This window comes from Burkholderia sp. NFPP32, assembly GCF_900119325.1.
Classification (GTDB): Bacteria; Pseudomonadota; Gammaproteobacteria; order Burkholderiales; family Burkholderiaceae; genus Burkholderia; species Burkholderia pyrrocinia_C.
This window is the reverse complement of the sequence record NZ_FPJP01000014.1, coordinates 105,697-128,276: the sequence shown is the minus strand read 5'-3', so window position 1 is coordinate 128,276 and position 22,580 is coordinate 105,697. Positions and strand designations below refer to the sequence as shown.

The 22,580-nt window shown below is 65.3% G+C and carries 29 protein-coding genes and 1 tRNA gene; 11 read left to right on the top strand and 19 right to left on the bottom strand.

The window, feature by feature from the left end:
• Positions 1–35: 35 nt before the first annotated feature.
• Positions 36–989, bottom strand: a complete 954-nt coding sequence (locus tag BT264_RS24440) for a LysR family transcriptional regulator (RefSeq protein WP_072441532.1) — start codon at positions 987–989, stop codon at positions 36–38.
• Positions 990–1,154: 165 nt separating this feature from the next.
• Between BT264_RS24440 and BT264_RS24435 the strand changes: the two genes are divergently transcribed.
• Together BT264_RS24435 and BT264_RS24430 are read left to right on the top strand one after the other, a co-directional pair.
• Positions 1,155–2,576 carry a M20 family metallopeptidase gene (locus BT264_RS24435; RefSeq protein ID WP_072441535.1) on the top strand — a complete coding sequence of 474 codons (1,422 nt, stop codon included), beginning with the start codon at positions 1,155–1,157 and terminating at the stop codon, positions 2,574–2,576.
• 35 nt (positions 2,577–2,611) lie between these two features.
• Positions 2,612–3,898 (top strand): MFS transporter, encoded by a 1,287-nt coding sequence (locus tag BT264_RS24430; RefSeq protein WP_072441537.1) that lies wholly within the window; start codon positions 2,612–2,614, stop codon positions 3,896–3,898.
• A gap of 67 nt (positions 3,899–3,965) precedes the next feature.
• Here BT264_RS24430 and BT264_RS24425 read toward each other — a convergent pair whose 3' ends face one another.
• Positions 3,966–5,018, bottom strand: coding sequence for an NADP(H)-dependent aldo-keto reductase (locus BT264_RS24425; RefSeq protein WP_072441540.1), 1,053 nt, complete (start codon positions 5,016–5,018; stop codon positions 3,966–3,968).
• A 184-nt stretch (positions 5,019–5,202) separates the two neighbouring features.
• Complete coding sequence (locus BT264_RS24420; protein WP_072441543.1) at positions 5,203–5,640, bottom strand: PaaI family thioesterase; 438 nt, start codon at positions 5,638–5,640, stop codon at positions 5,203–5,205.
• A 176-nt stretch (positions 5,641–5,816) separates the two neighbouring features.
• On the opposite strand from BT264_RS24420, the gene BT264_RS24415 reads away from it, so the two are divergent.
• Both BT264_RS24415 and BT264_RS24410 read left to right on the top strand, forming a co-directional pair.
• A complete protein-coding gene (locus BT264_RS24415) occupies positions 5,817–6,305 on the top strand; it encodes a winged helix-turn-helix transcriptional regulator (RefSeq protein ID WP_072441546.1) in 489 nt (162 codons plus the stop codon).
• 330 nt (positions 6,306–6,635) lie between these two features.
• The gene (locus BT264_RS24410) at positions 6,636–7,259 is read left to right on the top strand and encodes a phospholipase D family nuclease (protein ID WP_072441550.1); all 624 of its coding nucleotides are present in this window, start codon (positions 6,636–6,638) and stop codon (positions 7,257–7,259) included.
• Positions 7,260–7,429: 170 nt separating this feature from the next.
• Here BT264_RS24410 and BT264_RS24405 read toward each other — a convergent pair whose 3' ends face one another.
• On the bottom strand, positions 7,430–7,657 hold the full coding sequence (locus BT264_RS24405) for a hypothetical protein (RefSeq protein WP_034184098.1): 228 nt from the start codon (positions 7,655–7,657) through the stop codon (positions 7,430–7,432).
• Between the two features lie 214 nt (positions 7,658–7,871).
• Here BT264_RS24405 and BT264_RS40125 point away from each other — a divergent pair, with 214 nt between their 5' ends.
• A complete protein-coding gene (locus tag BT264_RS40125) occupies positions 7,872–7,994 on the top strand; it encodes a hypothetical protein (protein ID WP_256260703.1) in 123 nt (40 codons plus the stop codon).
• Between the two features lie 193 nt (positions 7,995–8,187).
• On the opposite strand, the gene BT264_RS24395 is transcribed toward BT264_RS40125, so the two are convergent.
• The 4 genes from BT264_RS24395 to BT264_RS24380 form a co-directional block, all read right to left on the bottom strand.
• Positions 8,188–8,661 carry a VOC family protein gene (locus tag BT264_RS24395; RefSeq protein WP_072441553.1) on the bottom strand — a complete coding sequence of 158 codons (474 nt, stop codon included), beginning with the start codon at positions 8,659–8,661 and terminating at the stop codon, positions 8,188–8,190.
• Between the two features lie 165 nt (positions 8,662–8,826).
• The gene (locus BT264_RS24390; protein ID WP_072441555.1) at positions 8,827–9,366 is read right to left on the bottom strand and encodes an aspartyl-tRNA synthetase; all 540 of its coding nucleotides are present in this window, start codon (positions 9,364–9,366) and stop codon (positions 8,827–8,829) included.
• A gap of 183 nt (positions 9,367–9,549) precedes the next feature.
• Positions 9,550–9,783, bottom strand: a complete 234-nt coding sequence (locus BT264_RS40565; RefSeq protein WP_072441760.1) for a hypothetical protein — start codon at positions 9,781–9,783, stop codon at positions 9,550–9,552.
• 204 nt (positions 9,784–9,987) lie between these two features.
• The gene (locus BT264_RS24380; RefSeq protein WP_072441557.1) at positions 9,988–10,296 is read right to left on the bottom strand and encodes a phosphatidylserine/phosphatidylglycerophosphate/cardiolipin synthase; all 309 of its coding nucleotides are present in this window, start codon (positions 10,294–10,296) and stop codon (positions 9,988–9,990) included.
• Positions 10,297–10,494: 198 nt separating this feature from the next.
• Here BT264_RS24380 and BT264_RS24375 point away from each other — a divergent pair, with 198 nt between their 5' ends.
• A complete protein-coding gene (locus tag BT264_RS24375; RefSeq protein WP_072441560.1) occupies positions 10,495–11,238 on the top strand; it encodes a DUF695 domain-containing protein in 744 nt (247 codons plus the stop codon).
• A 700-nt stretch (positions 11,239–11,938) separates the two neighbouring features.
• Here BT264_RS24375 and BT264_RS24370 read toward each other — a convergent pair.
• Positions 11,939–12,334 (bottom strand): hypothetical protein, encoded by a 396-nt coding sequence (locus tag BT264_RS24370; protein WP_072441563.1) that lies wholly within the window; start codon positions 12,332–12,334, stop codon positions 11,939–11,941.
• A 313-nt stretch (positions 12,335–12,647) separates the two neighbouring features.
• Between BT264_RS24370 and BT264_RS24365 the strand changes: the two genes are divergently transcribed.
• Entirely contained in the window at positions 12,648–13,112 is a 465-nt protein-coding gene (locus BT264_RS24365; RefSeq protein ID WP_072441565.1) for a plasmid fertility inhibition factor family protein, read from the top strand.
• Positions 13,113–13,187: 75 nt separating this feature from the next.
• Here BT264_RS24365 and BT264_RS24360 read toward each other — a convergent pair whose 3' ends face one another.
• On the bottom strand, positions 13,188–13,703 hold the full coding sequence (locus BT264_RS24360) for a GNAT family N-acetyltransferase (protein WP_072441568.1): 516 nt from the start codon (positions 13,701–13,703) through the stop codon (positions 13,188–13,190).
• Between the two features lie 555 nt (positions 13,704–14,258).
• Here BT264_RS24360 and BT264_RS40120 point away from each other — a divergent pair.
• The 3 genes from BT264_RS40120 to BT264_RS39315 all read left to right on the top strand — a co-directional run bounded on the left by BT264_RS40120 (position 14,259) and on the right by BT264_RS39315 (position 15,419).
• Positions 14,259–14,390 (top strand): hypothetical protein, encoded by a 132-nt coding sequence (locus tag BT264_RS40120; protein WP_256260702.1) that lies wholly within the window; start codon positions 14,259–14,261, stop codon positions 14,388–14,390.
• Positions 14,391–14,413: 23 nt separating this feature from the next.
• On the top strand, positions 14,414–14,704 hold the full coding sequence (locus BT264_RS40560; protein WP_083534190.1) for a papain-like cysteine protease family protein: 291 nt from the start codon (positions 14,414–14,416) through the stop codon (positions 14,702–14,704).
• A gap of 550 nt (positions 14,705–15,254) precedes the next feature.
• Positions 15,255–15,419, top strand: coding sequence for a hypothetical protein (locus tag BT264_RS39315; protein ID WP_256260701.1), 165 nt, complete (start codon positions 15,255–15,257; stop codon positions 15,417–15,419).
• Here BT264_RS39315 and BT264_RS24350 read toward each other — a convergent pair.
• The 8 genes from BT264_RS24350 to ssuD all read right to left on the bottom strand — a co-directional run bounded on the left by BT264_RS24350 (position 15,408) and on the right by ssuD (position 20,517).
• Positions 15,408–15,483: transfer RNA gene (locus BT264_RS24350), tRNA-His, on the bottom strand. The two genes, BT264_RS39315 and BT264_RS24350, sit on opposite strands and share 12 nt — an antisense overlap.
• A 56-nt stretch (positions 15,484–15,539) precedes the next feature.
• Positions 15,540–16,526 carry a tRNA dihydrouridine(20/20a) synthase DusA gene (dusA, locus tag BT264_RS24345; RefSeq protein WP_256260706.1) on the bottom strand — a complete coding sequence of 329 codons (987 nt, stop codon included), beginning with the start codon at positions 16,524–16,526 and terminating at the stop codon, positions 15,540–15,542.
• A gap of 130 nt (positions 16,527–16,656) precedes the next feature.
• Complete coding sequence (locus tag BT264_RS24340; RefSeq protein WP_072441576.1) at positions 16,657–16,905, bottom strand: hypothetical protein; 249 nt, start codon at positions 16,903–16,905, stop codon at positions 16,657–16,659.
• A 55-nt stretch (positions 16,906–16,960) separates the two neighbouring features.
• Positions 16,961–17,158: a hypothetical protein gene (locus tag BT264_RS24335; protein ID WP_011351863.1), complete on the bottom strand. Its 198-nt coding sequence runs from the start codon at positions 17,156–17,158 to the stop codon at positions 16,961–16,963.
• Between the two features lie 143 nt (positions 17,159–17,301).
• The gene (locus BT264_RS24330; protein WP_006400187.1) at positions 17,302–17,517 is read right to left on the bottom strand and encodes a TOBE domain-containing protein; all 216 of its coding nucleotides are present in this window, start codon (positions 17,515–17,517) and stop codon (positions 17,302–17,304) included.
• A gap of 56 nt (positions 17,518–17,573) precedes the next feature.
• A complete protein-coding gene (locus tag BT264_RS24325) occupies positions 17,574–18,533 on the bottom strand; it encodes an ATP-binding cassette domain-containing protein (protein ID WP_072441579.1) in 960 nt (319 codons plus the stop codon).
• Entirely contained in the window at positions 18,530–19,342 is an 813-nt protein-coding gene (ssuC, locus tag BT264_RS24320; RefSeq protein WP_034184083.1) for an aliphatic sulfonate ABC transporter permease SsuC, read from the bottom strand. The genes BT264_RS24325 and ssuC overlap by 4 nt, the downstream gene beginning before the upstream one ends.
• A gap of 17 nt (positions 19,343–19,359) precedes the next feature.
• Positions 19,360–20,517 (bottom strand): FMNH2-dependent alkanesulfonate monooxygenase, encoded by a 1,158-nt coding sequence (ssuD, locus tag BT264_RS24315; RefSeq protein WP_072441762.1) that lies wholly within the window; start codon positions 20,515–20,517, stop codon positions 19,360–19,362.
• A gap of 340 nt (positions 20,518–20,857) precedes the next feature.
• On the opposite strand from ssuD, the gene BT264_RS24310 reads away from it, so the two are divergent.
• Positions 20,858–21,286 carry a hypothetical protein gene (locus tag BT264_RS24310; protein WP_034184081.1) on the top strand — a complete coding sequence of 143 codons (429 nt, stop codon included), beginning with the start codon at positions 20,858–20,860 and terminating at the stop codon, positions 21,284–21,286.
• Between the two features lie 108 nt (positions 21,287–21,394).
• Here the strand turns inward: BT264_RS24310 and BT264_RS24305 are convergent, their stop codons facing one another.
• A complete protein-coding gene (locus BT264_RS24305; RefSeq protein ID WP_072441582.1) occupies positions 21,395–22,549 on the bottom strand; it encodes an enoyl-CoA hydratase/isomerase family protein in 1,155 nt (384 codons plus the stop codon).
• Positions 22,550–22,580 lie beyond the last annotated feature (31 nt).

The window sequence follows — 22,580 nt, the reverse complement described above, 5'->3', positions numbered from 1 at the left end:
GATGAGCCGCATGGGCGCGGAAGGCGGATTGGCGATTATCTCACGGGCCGGCGTCTCGGGCCGCGCGCGGCGGCCGGCGGCGACGATGCGACCTGCATCGCGTCGATCAGATGGTCGCGGAACGCCCGTACCGACGCGGGCAGATCGCGCCCCGCCATCGTCTGCACCTGAATGCTGCGCTCGCGAAGCTGCGGGTTCGTCACGGGCACGACGACGAAGCCGTCCGCATCGAAGCGGTCGCGCACCGACAGCAGCCCCGTGAACATCACCGCGCCCGTGCGCCGTGCATAGCCGTACATCGCCGCGGTGTTGTTGCTCGTCAGTTCGGGCTCGAGCAGGAGCCCGTCGAGCGCGCACGCGATGTCGATCAACTGGCGCACCGTCGTGCCCGCCTCGGGCAGTACGTGCGGATGCCGCGCGACATCGGCGAGCGACACCGCGGCGCGCGCCGCGAGCGGATGGTCGCGCCGCACCAGCGCGAAGATCGGTGCTCGCTCGGTGTGCTCGACACGCACGCCTTTCTCCGGTGCGAGGCTGAAGGTCAGCGCGACGTCCACGTCGCCGTCGCGCACACGCCGCGTCGCGTCCGCCGGCGACACGACCCACACGGAGAAATCGACGCCCGGGTGGCGTGCCTTGAAGCTCGCGAGCGCGCCAGGCAGGAAATCGATCGCGAACCCCTCCGAGCACGCGATCTTCAGCAGGCTGCCGTGCAGCGCGTCGAGCCCGCCGATGTCCTTCATCACATGCTCGGCCTCCAGCAGGCTGCGCTGCGCGAAGGCCAGCAGCCGCTCGCCGGCCTCCGACAACGCCATCCCGCGCGGCCGGCGCTCGAACAGCGGCGCGCCGAGCTCGCTTTCGAGCTTCGCGATCTGGCGGCTGATCGCCGATACGGCCACGTGCAGCCGCGCGGACGCGTCGCTGATCGAGCCGGTGCGCGCCACCTCGACGAAATACCGCAGCGCCAGGCCATGCAGGAAAGCCGTCATCGTTCTGTCTCCGCGCCGTTCCCGGCCGCGCTGCTTTGCCTTTTCGGCAAAGGAAGGTTCGAAATTCGATCATTGTGACAAAAAAAACGGCTTCCTAGAATCGATCGCACTTCACGCTGCACGCGCGATCCGCGCACGCCGCCAGCCCGACCGAGGAGACCCGATTTGAGCCGTACCGCCGCCATCCAGCACGCGCTGAACCAGTTCGAATCCGGTGCGTTCTTCGCGACCCTGAGCCGCCGCGTCGGCATGCGCACCGAAAGCCAGGAAAGCGGCACCGAAGCCGCGCTGCGCGCCTACCTCACCGACGAGATCGCGCCGGAAGCCGCCCGCCTCGGCTTCACGTCGCGGATCGTCGACAATCCCGTCGACGGCGGCGGCCCGTTCCTGCTCGCATCGCGCCACGAGGACGACGCGCTGCCGACCGTGCTGATCTACGGTCACGGCGACGTCGTGCGCGGCTACGACGCGCAGTGGCGCGCGCCGCTGTCGCCGTGGACGCTGACGGCCGACGGCGACCGCTGGTACGGCCGCGGCAGCGCCGACAACAAGGGCCAGCACACGATCAACCTGGCTGCGCTGGCGAGCGTGCTCGACGCACGCGGCGGCCGGCTCGGTTTCAATGCGAAGCTGCTGATCGAGATGGGCGAGGAAACGGGTTCGCCGGGCCTCGACGCGCTGTGCCGCCAGGAGCGCGACGCGCTCGCGGCCGACGTGCTGATCGCGTCCGACGGCCCGCGTATCGCCGCCGCGCGCCCGACCGTGTTCCTCGGCTCGCGCGGCTCGGTCAACTTCAGGCTGAGCCTGCGCGCTCGCGACGGCGCGCACCACTCCGGCAACTGGGGCGGGCTGCTGCGCAATCCGGCGATCGTGCTCGCGCATGCGCTCGCGAGCCTCGTCGACGCGCGCGGCGCGATTCGCGTCGCGGGGCTGCGCCCGCCGCCGATCCCGGCCGCCGTGCGCGACGCGCTCGCCGATCTTTCCGTCGGCGGCGGCCCCGGCGATCCGACGCTCGACGCCGACTGGGGCGAGCCCGGCCTGTCCGCGGCCGAGCGCGTGTTCGGCTGGAACACGTTCGAGATCCTCGCGTTCAAGGCCGGCAACCCCGAGCACCCCGTCAATGCGATCCCGCCCGCCGCGTATGCGCACTGCCAGTTGCGCTTCGTCGTCGGCACCGACTGGCAAGCGCTGCATGCGCACCTGCGCGCGCACCTCGATGCGCACGGTTTCGGCGACATCGAGATCGACATCGAACGCGGCGCACCGGCGACGCGCGTGCCGCCGGACGATCCGTGGGTCCGCTGGGCCGTCGCATCGCTGGCGCGGACCACCGGCAAGAAGCCCGCGATCTTGCCGAATCTCGGCGGCACGCTGCCGAACGAAGTGTTCGCCGACACGCTCGGGCTGCCGACGCTGTGGGTGCCGCACTCGTACCCGGCGTGCTCGCAGCATGCGCCAGACGAGCACCTGCTCGCGAGCGTCGTCAGCGAGGGGCTGCAGATGATGGCCGGCCTCTTCTGGGATCTCGGCGACGACGCGCCGCCCGTTCGCCGCGCGGCTCCCGCCGCGGCCGGCGCCACCCTGTAACGCGCTTCGCCCCTTTCTCGGGACCTGCACACACGATGAATACGACCACCCTGACCTCGCAGGAAGCCGCCCGCCCCAGCGCCGCGAAGATCCGGCGCATCATCTTCGCGGCGTCGATCGGCAACGCGCTCGAATGGTTCGACCTGATCGTCTACGGCTTCTTCGCGGTGACGATCGCCAAGCTGTTCTTCCCCGCGACGAGCGAAGCGACCTCGCTGATGCTGACGCTCGGCACGTTCGGGCTGTCCTACCTGATCCGGCCGATCGGCGGCTTCGTGCTCGGCGCGTACGCGGACCGTGCGGGCCGCAAGGCGTCGCTGCTGCTGTCGATCGCGATGATGATGGCCGGCACGCTGCTGATCGCGCTGATGCCGACCTACGCATCGATCGGCATTCTCGCGCCGCTCGGGATCATGCTGTCGCGGCTGATGCAGGGTTTTTCCGCGGGCGGCGAATTCGCAAGTTCGACCGCATTCCTCGTCGAACATGCGCCGCAGCGGCGCGGTTTCATGTCGAGCTGGCAATTCGCGAGCCAGGGCCTCGCGACGCTGCTTGCATCGGGCTTCGGCGCGCTGCTGACGTCCACGCTGACAACCGCGCAACTCGAAAGCTGGGGCTGGCGCGTGCCGTTCCTGTTCGGTCTCGCGATCGGACCGGTCGGGCTGTACATCCGCCGCTACGTCGACGAAGGCGTCGAGTTCAAGACGCAGGCACGCTCCGAAGCGCCGGTGCGCGAACTGTTCGCGGACCAGAAGCTGCGGCTGCTGTTGTCGATCGGCGCGCTGGTGATCTCGACCGCAATCAATTACATGGTGCTGTACATGCCGACCTACGCGATCAAGCAGCTCGGGCTGCCCGCATCGACGGGCTTCGCGGCGACGCTCGCGACCGGCTTCGTGCTGACGCTCGTCACGCCGGTCGTCGGCCATCTGTCCGATCGCACCGGGCGGATCCGCATGATGGCGGTCGCGGCCGTCCTGATGCTCGTCACCGTGTGGCCGACGTTCGCGTGGCTCACGCGCCACGCGTCGTTCGCGACGATGCTCGCCGCACTGGTCTGGATCGGTGCGATGAAAGCGATGTACTGCGGCGCGCTGCCGGCACTGATGGCCGAGCTGTTTCCGTCGCAGACGCGCGCGACGGGCCTCGCGGTCAGCTACAACACGGGCGTCACGCTGTTCGGCGGCTTCGCGCCGTTCGTCATCACCTGGCTGATCAGCACGACCGGCAACCGGCTGTCGCCGGCGTTCTACCTGATGGGCTGCGCACTGCTGAGCCTTGCCGCGCTGTTCGTCGCGCGCACGCGGCTCAAGATGCGGTAACGCAACCGGCGACGGCGCGCCGCTGTGGCCCCGTCGCGGCATCGCTGCCGCGGGGGCCGCGCGCCGTTTACGGCGCCGGGTTCGGCTGCAGTTCGTGCAGCGCGTCGATCTCGGCGAGGATCTCGTCGGACAGCTTCACGGCGATGCTGCCGATGTTCTCCTTCAACTGCTCGAGCGATGTTGCACCGACCAGATTGCTGCGCACGAATGGCCGGCTGTTGACGAACGCGAGCGCAAACTGCGCGGGCGACAGCCCGTGGCGCTTCGCGAGCGCGACGTAGCGCGACGTCGCCTCGACAGCCTGCGGCTTGCTGTAGCGCTGGAAGCGCTCGAACAGCGTGATGCGCGCGCCGGCCGGGCGTGCGCCGTTCTCGTACTTGCCGGACAGCCAGCCGAATGCGAGCGGCGAATACGCGAGCAGGCCGACGCCATCGCGATGCGTGAATTCCGACAGCCCGTTCTCGAACGTGCGGTTCAGCAGGCTGTACGGATTCTGGATGCTCGCGATGCGCGGCAGCCCGAGCTTCTCGGCCGCGCGCAGGAACTGCGCGACGCCCCACGGCGTTTCATTCGACACGCCGATCGCGCGCACCTTGCCGGCTTTCACGAATTCCGCGAGTACGCCGAGGGTTTCCTCGATCGGCACCGTGTACGCGTCGTCGACCCACGGATACGCGGGACGGCCGAACGTCGTCGTGCTGCGATCGGGCCAGTGCAGCTGGTAGAGATCGACATAGTCGGTCTGCAGCCGCTTGAGGCTGCCGTCGAGCGCCTCGGTCAGGTTCTTGCGGTCGAACTGGTTGCCTTCGCCACGAATATGGCGCGGGTTGTGCGGCTGCCGGGCCGGGCCCGCGATCTTCGTCGCAAGCACGATCCGGTCGCGCTGCGCGCGATGCTGCGCGAGCCAGGTGCCGATGTACTGCTCGGTGCGCCCTTGCGTGTCGGGCTTCGGCGGCACCGGATACATCTCCGCGGCATCGATCAGCGTCACGCCCTGCCCGATCGCGTAGTCGATCTGCTCGTGCGCGTCGCGCTCCGAATTCTGTTCGCCCCACGTCATCGTGCCGAGACCGACCAGGCTGACCTCGATGCCCGAATCGCCGAGTGTTCGGTATTCCATGCTGTTCCTGTCGCGTCGGTGGAAAGCAGAAACGCTATCACATTGAAGCGATCGCTTCAGACGTGCGCCGCGTGCGCTTACAGGCGGCCTTCGGCTCTGCCATGAATGCGCGGGCAACGGCCTTGCAACCTGCGTCGCACGTCCGCAGCATCCTCCCGCAGCCGGCTCCGCCTGCCGCCGTTCGTTACTGAGGCCGCTGAATGAAGCAGGTCGCCGACGCATGCGCGACGATCTTGTCGTCCGGCGTCTTCAGCGTGCCCTCCGCGACGCCCAGCGAACGCGACAGGTGAATCACGCGCCCTTCCGCGATCAGGTCGACGTCGCGCGGCACGGGCCGCAGCATCTTCACATGCAGATCGACCGTGCCGTAGCCGACACCCGCGTCGAGCATCGAATGCACCGCGCAACCCGTGACCGAATCGAGCACCGTCGCGGCGAACCCGCCGTGCACGCCGCCCAGCGGATTCAGGTGCCGACCATCCGCCCGCGCCGAAAATTTCACATAGCCGAGTTCGACGTTCAGCGGACGCATCGGGATCGTCTCCGAAATCGACGCAAGCGGCACATCGCCCACCACAGCGGCACGCAGCAGATCGAGACCAGACAGGGAAAGCGGATTCATCGGGTTGTCTCCGGGTTGAAAGCGCGTCTCCGCGCGAGTAAGTTCTAAATAGGAACTAATTATTGTCAACGATGCCGGCCGTTGTCAACGCAGCCGCGCCCGTTGCAACCGAAGGCGGGTTCTATAATCGAACCCGCTATTTCGCTGAACCGCCGCAAGACGCAAGAGACTCGACGATGAAATGGGATGACATCGGCACGCTGAACTGCTCGGTCGCGCGCACGCTCGCCGTACTCGGCGACCGCTGGACCATGCTGATCCTTCGCAACGCGTTCCTCGGCTGCCGCCGTTTCGACGCGTTCCAGGCACAGCTTGGCCTCACGCGCCATGTACTGGCCGAACGCCTCGCACGGCTCGTCGACGAAGGTGTGCTGGTCAAGCGCGCGTATCAGGAGCGCCCGCCGCGCTTCGAATACCGGCTGACGGAAAAAGGCCTCGACCTGTACCCGGCCCTGCTCGCGCTGATGGCGTGGGGCGACCGCTGGAAGGACGACGGCCAGGGGCCGCCGGTGCAGTTGCGTCACCGTACCTGCGGCCAGTTGATGCATGCGGTTACCGTGTGCTCGGCCTGCGGCGAACCGCTCGACGCACGCGACGTGCAGCCGGAGCCCGGGCCCGGATGGATCGCGCCCGACGAAGCCGGGGCGCCGGCAGTCGAGGAATGACGCGCGGCATGCGCATGCCTGCCTGATGCACACGAGCCGCGTTTTACACGCGTGCTTCCGTCACGGGCCGTACCGAGTCCGCTCGCCTGCACGCGTGCCTTGCCTGCACGCCGATGTCCCGCAACGGCACGCGCAATCGCACGCCGTCGTCAGCGACATCCATCGATCGACCTGATCGCGCGCGCAGATGCCACGCAACGCAACTTTGCGTCATCGCCTCCGCCGCCAGCGATCACCGCGCGGGCAATCCATTCGCATCCGCGCGTGACCGCGCCGCCGCGTCTGCGTTACACTCACGGCCCGCTGTCTCGAAATTGTTCGCTGTCCAAGATGTTGTCGCGCAATCGCCTCGCCGCTGCCTGCCTCGCCGCTTCCCTGCTCGCCACACCGTTCGCCGCCTTCGGCAGGACGCAAAGTGAATCGCTGCTTCAGCAGGCGATCGACCTTGTGTCACGATGGCTGCCGGCGCCTACCCACGAAGCACCCGCGACGCAGGTTGTCGAATCGGCGTTCTCGCCCGACGGCGGCGCTGAGGCACTCGTGCTGAAAGCGATCGGCGCCGCGCGCAGCTCGATTCGCGTCGCCGCGTATTCGTTCACGTCGCCGCCCGTCACGCGCGCGCTGCTCGCTGCAAAGCGACGCGGCGTCAATGTCGCCGTGGTCGTCGACGACAAGGGCAATCGCGCGAAGAGCAGCAAGCAGGCACTGAACCTGCTCGTCAACGCAGGCATCCCGACGCGCACGATCGACGCCTATGCGATCCATCACGACAAGTACCTCGTGATCGACGCCGAGCACGTCGAGACCGGTTCGTTCAACTACAGTGCGTCGGCGTCCAGCCGCAATTCCGAGAACGTCGTCGTGGTGTGGAACAATCCGCAACTCGCGTCACGCTACCTCACGCACTGGCAAAGCCGCTTCGACCAGGGCACGCCGTACCGCTCCAGCTACTGACCACGCCGCGCTTTCGCACGGCCCTCGACACGTCGCATTCGATCCGCCGTGTTACCGATGATCGTCGAACGCGGCGCGGGTATCAATTCGGCCGAATGGCCAGCACGCCGCATCGCGCATCGCGCATCGCGCATCGCGCATCGAACGATACGCGCGACGGTCCGCCGCGCTCAATGGATTTCAGGCAACCGCGCGGTCGCGGCACCAACCTGCGTGGTCGGCACACAGCGGTTCGCGTGCCCGTCCACGCCGCTTGCCGCCGACGTCGACAAACCGTGGGCGCCGCCGGGCAGCGCGTTGCGCACGCAATCCGTGCTGAATGTCAGCGTGTTCTGAACCATCGGGTAAAGGAGATACAGCGCAAACGCGAGATACCCCGCGTACAGGATTCGAACCATGGTGCGATGGGATGCGATGAACGATTGGACTCGTCCTGTTTACGGCACCGCGACGAGCACCTTGAGGCATCGCGCAGCCGATTCCGCATCGGGACACAACGCTGGCCCATGCCGCCCGCTTCTCGCCGCATCTTCATCGATCCGTGCGGAGCCGAAAACGCCCGTCGCGGGACCTGCGGCCTGGCGACGCGCCGAATCATGCGCATACGATTCGATGACCGGCAGGGCAAAGGACAAGCCCACGCAAATCGCACCGAAACCGGCCGACGTCGCCGAGCCGGTCGAACGCGTGGCGGAAGCGCTTGCGTTGCGCAACATGGCCGACGTGCGCGGCTAAGCGATCCGGCTCAGCGTCGGCCAAGCCGCCTGCGATTCCGCGCGCCATCGCGCGGTGGCCGACCTGCTCGCATCGGCCGACCACCGGATGTACGAGCACAAGCTGCGCGGCAAGACGGCCAGCGCCTGACCGCGGGCGAACCGGACAGGCGCATGCCGCCGCCCCGCCGTTCAACCGAGGTTATTTGGCCGCGTCAGCTTCCGCACGGCGGTGCGCTGGCCATCGCCTCCGCGATCTGCTCGGGCGTCAGGTCGCGCTGATGCGTCGCGAGCGACCAGCGATGCCCGAACGGATCCTCGACCTGTCCATAGCGATCACCCCAGAACATGTCGGCGGCCGGAATCGTCACCGTCGCGCCGGCCGCGACAGCCTTCGCGATCGCCGCATCGGTATCCGGCACGTACAGATGCAGGCAGACGGCAGTGCCTTTCAGCGCCTTCGGCCCGAACGCGCCGTGCTCGGGCATTTCATCCACCAGCATCAGTGTCGAATCGCCAATCGCGAGGCACGCGTGCGCGAGCCTGCCGTCAGGCATCGGCAGGCGAAACTGCTCGCTCGCATCGAATGCGCGCTTGTAGAAGTCGATGGCTGCGGCTGCGCCGGCGCAGATCAGGTGCGGCGTCAGCGTGCGCATCCCTTCCGGGATCGGTTTGACGGACGTGGACATGGGTGTCGCTCCTTCAGTCGGTTGTCGTATCGGGAAACGGGACGGACGCGCAATGCGCACGCCTCCGATACCACGACGGACGAACCCGACGGAAATCGACACGGCGCCCGACATTTTTTGTTTTCTTGAGTGCCGGGTCATTCAGGTCACGCTCATCGGGCGCAATCAGCCCGCTCGGTCGGCCCGGTCGTCCTGCCCGCCAAACTGCCGGCGACACGCTTCCAGCAACCCGGCCACCGCGTCGAGCGGAAAATCGGCAAACCGGGCGATCGGCAGCATCACGCCGCCCGGCACCTTGGTGCGCGACGAATGCGCCGAGAACTGGTAGCCGATGTAACGATTTCCGGCGACGCGGATGATCCGGAACTCGGTGACGTCGCGCCATTGCGTGACGGGTTTTTCGCGTGCGGAGCCGATCAGCCTGAAACCCGTTTCGTCGACATGCAGTGCCATCTTGCGTCGCGACGAGACGAAGAAGGCGACACCCGCCAGCGCCAGCAGCACGGCCAGCGCCGCGACCGGCCAGAGCGTCGGGGCGGCCGCATAGCCGCATAGGCTCGCCGCGGCCAGCACCGCGCACGCGATTGCCCTTCTTTTCAGGCTCCGGCCGTCGACCGCCAGCGTTACCGGCAACTGGCCGATGACCGTTCCCGCGACGGGATCGGCGTGCAGGTCGGAATCGTTCGTTTCGCGTTCATCGTTCATCGTTCAATTACTCGCATCGACGGCAATCGGCACATCGAGATCGGGCGCCATATCAAGGCTCTGCGAACGAACCGGAAAACAGGGATTGGCGATGGGAAATCGTTGCAGTCGAGAACGTCGTGCGTTTCCGCGCACCAACAATCTTTCGTTCGCAGGGAACGGGCACCGTTCAGTCGGCACCGGTCAATTGCATACCTTGACGGTGCCGTTGGTCGTGCATTGACCGACAGCCCAGTGACTTTGCCCTGCCAGCTGAGGCACCAGGCCGATGCCGCGAATCGGCGCTCCCGGCGACGCCGCCGGAACGGCTGCGGTCTCGGGCGACGGCTGCACAGGCGTCGGCCTGGACGCGGTCTGGCAGGCAGCGAGCGCCAGACAAAGCGCGGATGCCAACGGGGCGATGACAGGTCTGGACATGGTTTCGTGCGCGTTCGCACTATTCGCTTTGGTGCCGGCCCGCCGCACATCGCACGGCCCGTCAAACCGTTCGGCACGATCGGCAATGCAGTACGACGGTTGTTCGATACTACTCCTCGCGTTCGACGTTGTGTGGGCGGCCTTTCGGCCGGGTGCCGCAACCAATGCGTCGGCGCCCGCTACCGCCGGCACGCGTCGTTCCGGTCAGATCTGCGGAAGATCCCGCAACGTGCGCGACTCGCTCGTCGCATCGATGTCGAGTTCGATACCTTCAGACGCATCGCGATACAGCACGCGTTTTAGCCTGGGCCCGATCGCGGTGGCATCCGATGCCGAGAAGATCGCGCGGACATCGTTGCCGGACGCGAGTGCGCGCGCCACTTCCGCCACCGGCGCCTCGCTCGGCGTCGCCGCCCACGACCGGTCGGCCGGATTCACGGCCGCCCAGCGCACGTGCGTCACGCGCGCGCTGAGCGGATCGATTCGGACACCATTCACCGCAAACATCGACATCGGAATCTCCTTCGAATTTTTTTGCGGTCCGCTTTTGCGGCCCGTCACGCAAATGCGCAGGATCACGGGCAGCCCCGGATCTCGCATACGTTACCCGCGGGGCTGCCATCACGCGCACCTCTCCGGCGAACGCGATTTTCGATGATACATTGGGACGCTTTGCAACCGTCAACAGACAATCGTGTACGGGAGAAACACATGACCGACGCCTGGGGAACCTTCCCTGCCAGAATGGGCGACCATCAGGCTTTCATCAGCTTCAACCACAGCTTTGCGGAAATCGCGGAAGGCGATCCGCGCACGTCGCTGCTCAGCGTGCGCGTCCCCTTCGCGCACCCGACGCCCGAAGGCCTGCCGACCGGCGACGAGTTCGCCGACCTCACGAAGATCGAGGATCTGCTGGACGCCACGATCACCGCGAAAGGCGGCGTGCAGGTCGGCCGCGTCACCGTCGACGGTAACCGGGATTTCCTTTTCTACGTGCCGTTCGACGAAGAGGCGGCGGCGGAACTCGTCGACTCGCTGGCCGAACAGACAACCTACGCGCTGCAGTACGCACACCAGGACGATCCGGACAAGGAAGCGTACTGGCAGACCCTTTACCCGACCGACGACGACTGGCAGATCATGCGCGACATGCGCGTGCTGGATGCGCTGCGGCAGAAAGGCGACGCCAGCGACGTGAGCCGGCGCGTGATGCACTGGGCGTACTTCCCGGACCCGAGCGACGCACACCAGTTCGCGGACTGGGCCGAAGCGAAAGGCTATCCGGTCGAATCGGTCGCGCCGACGGAAGACGGCAAGTCGGCCGTGCGGTTTTCGCACGAAGGCACGATGGCGCTTGCCGACATCACGCGCCATACGATCGCGATCAATCGCGAGGTGCGTTCGCTCGGAGGGGAATACGACGGATGGGAAACCAGCGTCGAACAGGCTGATTGAGCGGGTCGACATACCCGCAGCGTACGACGTGACGCTACGCGTCAGGTGCAAAAAATTCCCGGCAGCGTTGCTGCGCGCTGCCGGGATCAAGGCATCGCCGGCCGAAACCGGCGATGGGCCTGAGGGTTCGCTCAGGCACGAGGAAAGCGATTCGTGCGGATCAGGCGAACGGATATCGAGGTGCGCCTGGTTCGATTGCGCAGCCTGCCGAACGCCTGTCCGATTCCGCCGACGCAGCTCTCCGGCGTCGGGCGGGCAAAAAGCCCCCGCTCCTGCGCGAGCGAGCGGGGAAACAGTTGACCGGGCCGGGGAAGAACGGTCAACCGGCCAAATTGTGATCGCGGGCCGCGCGACGGTCTGTGCGGCAACTCACCCTTTGTCGACAAGGTGGCGGCGTCGGGCTGGTCCGCAGGCCGCGTGGCGTCGCGGTCCGGGAGCAAGACCTGCGACCGGCGGCGGCAACGATCGCGCCAGCCGTCGGCAGCGTTCTTCATTTCATGTTTGGAGTTCTATTTTGTTTTAGTTCAAGCGGACGTTTTTCAGAAGCGGCCCAGTTTCCGGTAAGTCGCGGGTGATGTCAAAGCAGGATTATTCTATTTTTTCGAGAGCCGTGATTTCGGCTTCATTTTCTCGCACCGATTTTCGTGAAACCATGTTTCACGAACGCAATAACCAGCGGCAGGAAAACCCGGTTTCGTCATTACGGCGAGTTGCTGGAAAACCAGTCGGCGACCATATCGATCCAGTCGACATCGCTGACGAATTCAATGACCGTTTCGCCGACGATTTCGGCAGTCGATGAACCTGTTGACGCCGCCCCGGCGGCAACCGCGTTTGCCTTCGCAATTTCGGCCGACGCGCCGGACCTCGGGTCGGCAAGACGCTCCAGCCAGTCGACGATATTTGCACGTGCATCCTCTTCATCGGCGAAGTCATTCCGCTCGAGAAAGCGGTCGAACACGATCCACGCGAGCGTCTTGCTTCGCGAATCGGATTCCAGTTTCCGGTCGACAACGCCCGTCCGACCGGACTCCCTGATTTCGAGCGTTGCCGTGAAACAGTAATCGAGATATTCGATTTCAAGTTTCGACGACATGGTTTTCTCCGGTCAATCTGCCCTCTCTGTTCTCTTGACGATCCGCGCCTGTCCGGCTTCGCGACGCCGTATGAAGCATGCGTGAATTTCGCGCGGCGTGTCCTTTCCGCTGGAAGTATCGTGATATTCCCACGACCTGTCGATTTCGACCGCCGACGCATGACCGCATCCGCTTTGCCAATCGCGCCTTCCGCACATCCGGTTCCGCTGCGAATCGTTCCGTTTTCCTATTCCGGGTATCGACCTGCACCGCTGTCGCAATCGCGCTGCTAAACTCCGGCCACGAAGGCCGCTTGCTCCACCAGAGGAAATAATGACGCTCGCCCGCGCACAACTCAATGGCGTGGATGTCTGGATTATCCAGCTTCCCGGGCACGCCCCCTATGCCTATACGCACCTCAAGCGGGTATTCCCGTCCGACGACTCGCGACATCGGGTCGTGACGATCGACCTGACGAAACTGCTGACATGCGCCGACCGCGACACCACCGACTATGTGCTGCCGTCGGTTCAGTACTGGGCTCCCGGAAAAGCCGCGGGTATTCGCGAATTCCTCGATCCGGACCAGGACAAGATTCCGGACATGCCGCTCATCACGTTTCGCGAGACAAGAACGCGAACGCTGCTCGGCATCCCCGGCCTGTCGAAAGTCGGCGTCGCGTCATTCCGCAACGGCCAGCATCGCGCACGCTATCTTGCCTATGCCGGCGCGACGACCCTGCCCGTCGAGGTGCACGAGACGGAGGCCGATTTGCTCGTGCGATATTGCGGCGAGTAACAAACGAGCAAGTTCGGCTTTCGCCCGGGAATGGCTGCATATCGTGCGGCCGTTCGTTCGGATCGCGGCAAGCCGCTAGGCCTGTATCGCGTAGATCCGATCGGTGACCTCCGTCTGGCCGATCCGGCTCGTTTCGATACCCGCCAATTGCCAGCCGTTGTGCTCATAGAAGCCGATCGCGCGCACGTTGCCCTCCAGCACCGACAGATGGACCTTGTCCACGCCGATCGTCCGGACCCACGCGCGAACGGCTTCGATCATGCGTTTGCCCGTACCGTTGCCGTGATGCGAAGGATGGACGTGCAGGCAGTCGAGCAGCACTCCGCGCGCCGGATCGACCGGGCGTTCGGCACTGACGAAACCGACAGGCTCGCCATCCGACTCGGCAATCAGCACGAGGCCCCACTCTTTTTCATTGCGATCGAGATATTTCCGCCACCGGACCGCATGTTCCGTCGGCACCTCGTCGGACAGATAGGCCGCCGGAAGGATATGGCTGTATGCGGTTTGCCAACTCAGGGTGTGCAGGCGAGCGATGAGGGGCGCGTCGTGCGCTGTCGCGGCGCGAAGCGTGGTCCGGGTGTCCGGCATCGGTTGGCAACTCCTTCAGCTTGTTCTCTTGATCGGAATGTCCCGTCGCAAAATATACCGTTCTTTGAAACATGCATGCCGTGACGGTTCGCCGCCGGGACATCTGCGTGCAGGCAAAAAAAATCCCGACACCTTCACTGGTCGCCGGGATCGAACGGCCCTGCAAGGCATGAGGGCACGAGGAATACGACACATTACACGCATGCAAGACTGTTGCGCTTTGTCGGTTCGTGCCAAATCCCTGCGCTATTCCGCCAAATTTCCGGTTTCCGTCGCCGTAAACGAAAAAAGCCTGCTCACGCGAAGCGCGAGCAGGCAAGGAAACGGATCAGCATCCGAGGCACGAGGGCTGTCCTGGGAAGATAACGGCACGGCGCGTGCAAACCTTAACCCCACGAACGGATCGCGGTCGAAACGGGCTACTGCACGTAACGTCGCTACCTGAGAGATGCCCAGATCGCTGAATACCCTGCATCGCTCACCAAGTCGCCGCCATTGCCTCCCATTACAAATCTTCCTATTCTTCAGCGGATAGCATCACTTCGGAGACTGCAAATGAACCGGCCGAACTACCGGATATTGGATGTGCCGCTCGTCGGTCAACGAAAAAATTCCGATGGAACGTGGCTGATGCTGGAAAAGGGAAGCGAAGGCCTGCAACCACATGGAGATATGGCTCAAGGATAAGGGACTCCCTTTAACTTCGATTAGTGACCTCGCACAGCCGAAGGTCTCCCCCCCTCACGCGGCCAGAAGAAGACGAAGATATTGCAGAATGGTTGGAAGCTAATTTGAAATTGTATGGCCCCATCTGGGCCAGCGGCTCTTTCCATCGCCTCGCTCATGTCATTGTTGTCACGGGGGTTCAGGATACAAACGTCTTTTACAATGACCCTTGGGAACCTGCAGCAAAAGTCATGGGCGCAAAAATGTTTCGCAGAATGCTTGGACGCTACAAGAATTGCCTGCTCGTGAAGGATTCACTCAAAAAACACTATTGAATTTCGATTCGCTCCGATCGACGAAGGCACGTGCAACGCTATCGGTGGCGCTTACTTTGCGCTGCCGGCAAGACCATTCAGGTCGAAATATCGCACTACCTGGATCCTGAATCGGATTCACGCATAGCCGACTGGTCTCGCGCAGACTCTCACCGAGTCTCGGCGTCGAGCAGCCGAACCACCTCCGTGCCTCATCGCAACACCAATCCCCCAAGCCGCGCAAATCTCGGTGCTGCGGAGAGCACAAGAATCGAACGAAGACGGCAGTCGCGCGCGCAGTCCACCTAAACAGTCGAGCGCTTAGCGCGTTGGCACTGCAACGCTCATTCACGCAGATATCTGCCGCCGCAATTTTCCGCGACCCGCGGTACGGAACTGGATGGGAAGACGAACAAGCATTCCGGCGAATGCTTCTGGACAACAATCCTGAAACGACTCGGAATTCGCTATCGCAGCCCGTACAACCTGCGACATCGCTACGCGACAGCAATGCTGCTGGCCGGCATGACCCCATGCCTTTTGCGCGAAACAGCTCGGACTCGACATCGAGATGTTCCTGACGACTTACGCGAAACGGATGAATGGCGAGCAGAACGCTCTGGCGATGGCGATGGCGATGGCGAGACTCGAATCGATGCTGTTCCCCGATCTGTCCCGCGCAAAGCAAAACAGGCGCCGAAGCGCCTGTTTTGATCGAGAATTTTGGGGTGGCTGATGGGACTCGAACCCACGACGACAGGAATCACAATCCTGGACTCTACCAACTGAGCTACAGCCACCACTGATACTGCTTTCTGCCCTTCGCTGTTTTTGTTTCAGCAGCGAAGAAGCAAGATTATACGAAGTCTTTTGAATCTTGCAAAGCCTTTTTTTCAAAAAATTCTTCGACTTCGTTCAGATGCGCGCGCGCCTCGTCGAACACGGCCAGATCGCCGCGCGCGAGCTTCTTGTTGTCGGACAGCACGCGACGCCAGCCGCGTGCGCCGGGCACGCCGCGATACAGCCCGAGCGCATGCCGCACGATCGCGCCGAGATAGGTCCCGCGCTTCAGTTCGGCCGCGCAGTATTCGATCAGTTGCGCTTCCGCTTCTTCGCGCGTCGGCACCGCGCCCGTCGATCCGTAGAACCGCGCATCGACCTCCGCGAGCACATACGGGTTGTGATACGCCTCGCGGCCGAGCATCACGCCATCGACATGCTCGAGATGCTGCGCGACTTCGTCCAGCGTCTTGATGCCACCGTTGATGACGATCTCCAGCGACGGAAAATCGCGCTTCAACTGATACGCATAGTCGTACTTGAGCGGCGGGATCTCGCGATTCTCCTTCGGCGACAGCCCCTTCAGGATCGCGTTGCGCGCATGCACGACGAACGTTTCGCAGCCGGCCTCGGCGACCGTGCCGACGAAGTCGCGCACGAACGCGTAATCCTCGACCGCGTCCACACCGATCCGGTGCTTGACCGTAACCGGCACCGACACCGCATCGCTCATTGCCTTCACGCAGTCGGCGACGAGCTGCGGCTCGTTCATCAGGCACGCGCCGAACGCGCCGCGCTGCACGCGCTCGGACGGACATCCGCAATTCAGGTTGATTTCGTCGTAGCCCCACTGCTCGCCGAGCTTCGCGGCGCGCGCGAGATCGTCGCGTTCGCTGCCGCCAAGCTGCAGCGCGACCGGCGATTCGTTCGGCGTGAACGCGAGATGCCGCTGGGCATCGCCGAACAGCAGCGCACCCGTCGTGATCATCTCCGTATACAGCCACGTATCGCGCGTCAGCGTACGGTGGAACGACCGGCAATGGCGATCGGTCCAGTCGAGCATCGGCGCGACGGATACGCGACGGGGAGGAAGCGAGGACGGTACGGACATGGAATTCGGGCAACAAGCCAGGCGGCGCGGAAACAACCAAGCATTTTACCGCAACATGGGCGGCACCTGCCCGGCGTCCGCGCTAGTCTCCCTCGCCCAGTTCCGCATCGACCGCCCTTCGCGCCTCGTCGAGCACGCGCTCGATCACGCGCCGTTCGGTCAGCAGCAACCCGTCGACCTTGACGAGCCGCCAGTCGATCCGCACGGCGTCGCCCTGCAGCACGCGGTAGTGCGCATGCTCACCGTCCCAGACCTGCTCGGTCTTCACCTCGATCTCGAAGCCGCGGTACGGCTCGCTGAAATCGCCGAGGTCGCTGCCTCTCGGTTCCATCGCACGCTCCGTGGCGACGCGGCGCCAGGCCGCCCATGCAGCCGGCGCCGTGCGCTCAGTCGTATTCGTCGGACAAAAAGGATTTGCCGTCGGCCGTCAGGTCGACGCGGTCGGCCGCCGCCTGATAGATCAGCCCCTCGTTCAACAACGCATAGACGACGTCGCCAAACGCGGCAGGAACCGGCCGGCTTTCGCCGAACTGGTCGATCCACTTCAGCGCCTCGATGGCTTCGGGGGAAAGGATGGGGGTCATGCGTTGCCCTCCGGCATCGGTGTCGTTCCATCCTAACACTTCGTCCGGACGCCGAATACCGAGGGAAACGCGCTGCGGGAATGCCGGACGACGCCAACGGGCAGGCAGCCCGCCGGCGCCGCACCGACGCAGGAAGCGCGCGCTCAGAGACGCGCGATCGATACTTCGGTCGACTTCACGAGTGCGACGACTTCCGCGCCGACCTTCAGTTCGAGCTCGTCGACCGAGCGGGTCGTGATCACCGACGTGACGATGCCGAACGGCGTCTCGACGTCGACCTCGGACACCACCGGACCGCGAATGATCTCCTTCACCTTGCCTTTGAACTGGTTACGCACGTTGATTGCAGTGATGCTCATCGGGTTGATCGCTCCGAAGAAAAAGTCTCAGAACGGGCGGCCGGAGCCGCCCGGATTTAAACGGCCCAGCGGATCTGCCCGACCGGTCGAACGTTGTCTGCTTCATGCACCGCGCCCGGTTCGGCCGCGCCTGGCCCGCCGGCGAGCACGCGCTTCAGCACGCGGTCTTCCAGCGCCGCAAACGCCGCCGATGCGCGAGCACGCGGCCGGTCGAGCGGTACGGGCTGGTCGAGCGCCACACGCCCCTGCTCGATGAGCAGGATGCGGTCGCCGAGCGCGACAGCCTCCTGCACGTCGTGCGTGACGAGCAGCGCGGTGAACCGATGCTCGCGCCACAAGCGCTCGATCAGCGCATGCATCTCGATGCGGGTCAGCGCGTCGAGTGCGCCGAGCGGCTCGTCGAGCAGCAGCAGTTGCGGCCGGTGCACGAGTGCGCGCGCCAGTGCCACACGCTGCCGTTGGCCGCCCGACAGTTGCGCGGGCCAGTCGTTCGCCCGCTCCAGCAGGCCGACTTCATCGAGCACCGCACGCGCGTCGTCGCGCGCGCCGCGCCCGAGGCCGAGCATCACGTTCTGCAGCACGGTCTTCCACGGCAGCAGGCGCGCATCCTGATACATGATCCGCGTATCGAGCGCGCCGCCGCCGTCGCCGCGCGTCACGAGCGCGCCGCTGCTCGGCTGCTCGAGTCCCGCGACGAGACGCAGCAGCGTCGACTTGCCGCAGCCGCTGCGGCCGACGATCGCGACGAAGCTGCCGCGCGCGATGCCGAGTTCGACGTTGTCGAGCACGGTGCGCGCGCCGAAGCGCTTGCTGACGCCTGACAGCGTCACCGCGTCGTCGGGTGCCGGACTTCCCGCGCGCCGCCGCGCAAGCGGAACGACGGATGCGCTACCGTCACGATCGAGAATCGCCGCGTCGCGCGCATCGCCGTCCGCGACGCGTGCCTGCGCCAGCTCGGCCTCGAGGTCTGCGCCGGCGAGCGGGCCGTAGGCGGCCGCCGAAGTCGTCGCATTCATGCCTTTGCTCCTGATTGGTAAGCGGGGTGCCAGCGCAGCGTCACGCGCTCGAGCCATTTCGCCAGCACATCGGCCAGCTTGCCGAGCACCGCGTACAGCAGGATGCCGACCACCACCACATCGGTTTGCAGGAATTCACGCGCATTCATCGTCATGTAGCCGATGCCCGACTGCGCGGAGATGGTTTCCGCGACGATCAGCATCACCCACATCAGCCCGAGCGCGAAACGCACGCCGACGAGGATCGACGGCAACGCACCGGGCAGGATCACGTCGCGGTACAGCGCGAAGCCGCGCACGCCGTAACTCTTCGCCATTTCGATCAGGTTCGCGTCGACCGAGCGGATCCCGTGATACGTGTTGATGTAGACCGGGAAGAACACGCCGAGCGCGACGAGGAACAGCTTCGCCTTCTCGTCGATGCCGAACCACAGGATCACGAGCGGAATCATCGCGAGCGCCGGGATGTTGCGGATCATCTGGATCGTCGAATCGAGCGCGACCTCGGCGGCCTTCGACAGGCCGGTTGCGAGCCCCAGCGCGAGACCGACACCGCCGCCGATCGCAAAACCGAACAGCGCGCGCCACGTGCTGACCTTCACGTTCGCCCACATTTCGCCCGACGTCACGAGCGACCATGCCGCCCGCACGACCGCCACCGGTTCGGGCAGCACGCGGGTCGACAGCCAGCCGGTGCGCGCACCGACTTCCCACACAACCAGCAGCGCGAGAGGCACGAGCCACGGCGCGACGCCGCGCCATGCGCGGGCGGCCACGGCGGCACCCGTCGTCGACGTTTTCGTTGTCATCGCAGGCCTCTCCTCGCTCAGCTCTGGCTTGCCTTCGGCAGATAGTTGTTGCCGACGATCTCGCCGAACGGCCCCGACAGCGGGCCGGCCGGCCGCTGCGCGCCCTTGCCCTTGATCAGCGGGAACACGAGTTCGGCAAAGCGATACGACTCCTCGAGGTGCGGGTAGCCGGACAGGATGAACGTCTCGATGCCGAGGTCCGCGTATTCGCGCATGCGCTCGGCGACCTGTTCGGGATTGCCGACGAGCGCGGTGCCCGCGCCGCCGCGCACGAGACCGACGCCGGCCCACAGGTTCGGATACACCTCGAGCGCCTCGCGACCGCCGCGCTTGCCGCCGTGCAGCGCGGCCATCCGGCGCTGACCTTCCGAGTCCATGTTCGCGAACGCCTTCTGCGCACGCGCGATCGTGTCGTCGTCGAGGCGGCTGATCAGGCGCTCGGCATCACGCCATGCTTCGTCCTCGGTCTCGCGCACGATCACGTGCAGGCGAATGCCGAACTTGATCTTGCGGCCGCGCGCCTCCGCGCGGGCACGGATGTCGGCGATCTTCTTCGCGACCGCCTCGGGCGGCTCGCCCCAGGTCAGATAGGTATCGATATGATCGGCGGCAATCGCGTGCGCGGCCGGCGACGAGCCGCCGAACCACAGCGGCGGATGCGGACGCTGCACGGGCGGATAAAGCGCCTTGCCGCCCTTCGACTGCAAGTGCTTGCCGATGTAGTCGAAGCCGCCGTTGTCGTGCGACGCGGCAAGCAACCCGCGCCAGATGTTCAGGAAGTCGTCGGTGATCTCGTAGCGCGTATCGTGATCGGCGAACAGGCCATCTCCTTCGAGTTCGGCCGCATCGCCGCCCGTCACGACGTTGATCAGCAGGCGGCCGCCCGACAGGCGGTCGAACGTCGCGGCCATGCGCGCCGACAGCCCCGGCGACGCGATGCCGGGACGGATTGCAACCAGGAACTTCAGGCGCTGCGTCGCCGGAATGAGGCTCGACGCAACGACCCACGCATCCTCGCAGGAACGACCGGTCGGCAGCAGCACGCCTTCGTACCCAAGCGTGTCCGCCGCGACGGCGACCTGCTTGAAATAATCGTAATCCGCGGCGCGCGCGCCTTCGGCCGTGCCGAGGTAGCGGCTGTCGCCATGCGTGGGGATAAACCAGAACACATTCATCTGCTGCTCCTGCTTGACTGTTCTTGCCGAAATTTGAAAAAACGTCGCCCTGCTCGCGTCGCGGACGAGCGACGCATGCATGGTGTGCGTTCGAATCGGGATGGTTCGCCGGTCAGGCCGTGCGGCGAGCGGATACGCGATTGCACGGCTGTTTCTGGGAAATCAGTCTAGGGATCGGTGCAGGGCTTTGGAACGATTTTTTTGAGCTTAGGTTTTCCGCTTTCGTGATTAGCACGACGCTGGAGCGAATATCGCGGCGACCGGGCCCTATAATGACGTACCTATCCGAATAACTCCGCGCGCACGGCCCCGGCCGGGCGCGCCTGCGGTGCACTCATCGATGCAGAAAGTCATCCTGCCGTTCCTGTCCGGCTTCCTTGCCGCCCTGTTCTTCCGCGAGGCCACGCTCGCCCTCCTTCACACAGCGGACCTGATCGCCGCGGCCGGCTTCTCCACGCAGCCGTTCGCGCCGCTCGGCATTCCTGAATTTGTCGCGAACGCGCTGATCAGCGCGTGCTGCGCGATCCCGATGGCGTGGCTGTTGCGCGTGTCGCCGGAACGCGAAGCATCGTGGATCGGCTCACTCATGTTCGGCGGCATCGTGCTGACCGCAGCCCGCGTGTTCGCGATCGATCCGCTGCGCGGCATCTGGCCGTCGGGCAACATGATGCCCGTGCTCGCGGCCGGCTTCGCGGCGAACGCGGTGTGGGGCTTCGGCGCGCTCGTGTTCATGCGCGCGTTCATGTCGGACGACGCGGGCAACGAGTAACGCGGGCCCGGGCTCCGCGCCCTTCGACCGCAGAGCGATCGACGGTCAATAAACGAAAAGGCCGCCTGCATGTGCAGGCGGCCTTTTGGTTTCTGTCGCGCGCGCGGGTCAGTCCTTCAGGTTCCGCAGCGGATGCGTATCGGGCGTCCACGGGCTATCGAACATCGCGAGCACCTCGGCCCGATCGATGTCGGCGGCCGACTTGAAGCGCCAGGCCGGCTGTTGATCCTTGTCGACGATCAGTGCACGCACGCCTTCGATCACGTCGCCGCGCGCGAACGTCGAGCGCGTGAGATCGAGATCTCGCCGCAGGCAATCGGCCATCGTCGCGCCGCGTGCGCGCTCGACGACTTCGAGCGACACGGCCATCGACAGCGGCGACAGTTGGCCGCGCATCGCGTGAGTCGCCTTCTCGACCCACCCGTCGACGGCCGCGCAATCCGGTTCGGCATCGAGCGACGCGAGGATCGCGTTGATGTCGGGCTGCGCGAAATGGCGGTCGATCCCGGCGCGCGCATCGGCCAGCGCCGACGTGTCCGGCGTCGGCACGACCTTGTGCGCGGCAGCCGCGTCGGCCACGCAGGCGACGGCCTGTGCACCGCTGTCGATGCGCGCGCTGCGCAGCGTGTCGAGCAGCGCCGGCAGCGCGGCATCGGGCAGATAGACGTCGGCGAGCTGCGCGTATAGTGCACCGGCCGCGTCGAGCGTCGCGCCCGTCACGGCGAGATAACGACCGATCGCACCGGGCGTGCGCGCGAGAAACCAGCTCATCCCGACGTCCGGGAACAGGCCGATGCGCGTTTCGGGCATCGCCATCTTCGTCGAATCGGTCACGACGCGCAGGCCGCCCGTATGCCGCGCCGCCTGCGAAATACCCATGCCGCCGCCCATCACGACGCCGTGCATCAGCGCGATATAAGGCTTCGGATAGGTGAAGATCGTATGGTTCAGCGTGTATTCGTCGATGAAGAACGCGTCGATCGCATCGCGGTCGCCGCGGTGCCACGCGTCGTGGAAAAAGCGCACGTCGCCGCCCGCGCAGAACGCGCGCGGATGCGGACTGTGCACGACGACCGCAACCACCTCCGGATCGTCGCGCCACGCGTCGAGCGCCTGCTGCATCAGCCGGATCATGCCGCCCGACAGCGCGTTCAATGCCTTCGGCCGGTTCAGTTCGAGAAAACCGATGCGGTTCGCGACATAGGCGCGCACGTCAGGCTGGGCGGACTCGGCAGAAACGGCAGCGGAAGTGGAATCGGTCATGAGGGCCATCCGGCAAACGGCAGTCGCACGT

Excerpts from the sequence above, each read along its gene's own strand:
- BT264_RS24440 (WP_072441532.1), bottom strand. The coding sequence starts at position 989 with ATGACGGCTTTCCTGCATGGCCTGGCGCTGCGGTATTTCGTCGAGGTG.
- BT264_RS24430 (WP_072441537.1), top strand. The coding sequence starts at position 2,612 with ATGAATACGACCACCCTGACCTCGCAGGAAGCCGCCCGCCCCAGCGCC.
- BT264_RS24425 (WP_072441540.1), bottom strand. The coding sequence starts at position 5,018 with ATGGAATACCGAACACTCGGCGATTCGGGCATCGAGGTCAGCCTGGTC.
- BT264_RS24420 (WP_072441543.1), bottom strand. The coding sequence starts at position 5,640 with ATGAATCCGCTTTCCCTGTCTGGTCTCGATCTGCTGCGTGCCGCTGTG.
- BT264_RS24415 (WP_072441546.1), top strand. The coding sequence starts at position 5,817 with ATGAAATGGGATGACATCGGCACGCTGAACTGCTCGGTCGCGCGCACG.
- BT264_RS24410 (WP_072441550.1), top strand. The coding sequence starts at position 6,636 with ATGTTGTCGCGCAATCGCCTCGCCGCTGCCTGCCTCGCCGCTTCCCTG.
- BT264_RS24405 (WP_034184098.1), bottom strand. The coding sequence starts at position 7,657 with ATGGTTCGAATCCTGTACGCGGGGTATCTCGCGTTTGCGCTGTATCTC.
- BT264_RS40125 (WP_256260703.1), top strand. The coding sequence starts at position 7,872 with ATGACCGGCAGGGCAAAGGACAAGCCCACGCAAATCGCACCGAAACCG.
- BT264_RS24395 (WP_072441553.1), bottom strand. The coding sequence starts at position 8,661 with ATGTCCACGTCCGTCAAACCGATCCCGGAAGGGATGCGCACGCTGACG.
- BT264_RS24390 (WP_072441555.1), bottom strand. The coding sequence starts at position 9,366 with ATGAACGATGAACGCGAAACGAACGATTCCGACCTGCACGCCGATCCC.
- BT264_RS40565 (WP_072441760.1), bottom strand. The coding sequence starts at position 9,783 with ATGTCCAGACCTGTCATCGCCCCGTTGGCATCCGCGCTTTGTCTGGCG.
- BT264_RS24380 (WP_072441557.1), bottom strand. The coding sequence starts at position 10,296 with ATGTCGATGTTTGCGGTGAATGGTGTCCGAATCGATCCGCTCAGCGCG.
- BT264_RS24375 (WP_072441560.1), top strand. The coding sequence starts at position 10,495 with ATGACCGACGCCTGGGGAACCTTCCCTGCCAGAATGGGCGACCATCAG.
- BT264_RS24370 (WP_072441563.1), bottom strand. The coding sequence starts at position 12,334 with ATGTCGTCGAAACTTGAAATCGAATATCTCGATTACTGTTTCACGGCA.
- BT264_RS24365 (WP_072441565.1), top strand. The coding sequence starts at position 12,648 with ATGACGCTCGCCCGCGCACAACTCAATGGCGTGGATGTCTGGATTATC.
- BT264_RS24360 (WP_072441568.1), bottom strand. The coding sequence starts at position 13,703 with ATGCCGGACACCCGGACCACGCTTCGCGCCGCGACAGCGCACGACGCG.
- BT264_RS40120 (WP_256260702.1), top strand. The coding sequence starts at position 14,259 with ATGAACCGGCCGAACTACCGGATATTGGATGTGCCGCTCGTCGGTCAA.
- BT264_RS39315 (WP_256260701.1), top strand. The coding sequence starts at position 15,255 with ATGTTCCTGACGACTTACGCGAAACGGATGAATGGCGAGCAGAACGCT.
- dusA (WP_256260706.1), bottom strand. The coding sequence starts at position 16,526 with ATGCTCGACTGGACCGATCGCCATTGCCGGTCGTTCCACCGTACGCTG.
- BT264_RS24340 (WP_072441576.1), bottom strand. The coding sequence starts at position 16,905 with ATGGAACCGAGAGGCAGCGACCTCGGCGATTTCAGCGAGCCGTACCGC.
- BT264_RS24335 (WP_011351863.1), bottom strand. The coding sequence starts at position 17,158 with ATGACCCCCATCCTTTCCCCCGAAGCCATCGAGGCGCTGAAGTGGATC.
- BT264_RS24330 (WP_006400187.1), bottom strand. The coding sequence starts at position 17,517 with ATGAGCATCACTGCAATCAACGTGCGTAACCAGTTCAAAGGCAAGGTG.
- BT264_RS24325 (WP_072441579.1), bottom strand. The coding sequence starts at position 18,533 with ATGAATGCGACGACTTCGGCGGCCGCCTACGGCCCGCTCGCCGGCGCA.
- ssuC (WP_034184083.1), bottom strand. The coding sequence starts at position 19,342 with ATGACAACGAAAACGTCGACGACGGGTGCCGCCGTGGCCGCCCGCGCA.
- ssuD (WP_072441762.1), bottom strand. The coding sequence starts at position 20,517 with ATGAATGTGTTCTGGTTTATCCCCACGCATGGCGACAGCCGCTACCTC.
- BT264_RS24310 (WP_034184081.1), top strand. The coding sequence starts at position 20,858 with ATGCAGAAAGTCATCCTGCCGTTCCTGTCCGGCTTCCTTGCCGCCCTG.
- BT264_RS24305 (WP_072441582.1), bottom strand. The coding sequence starts at position 22,549 with ATGACCGATTCCACTTCCGCTGCCGTTTCTGCCGAGTCCGCCCAGCCT.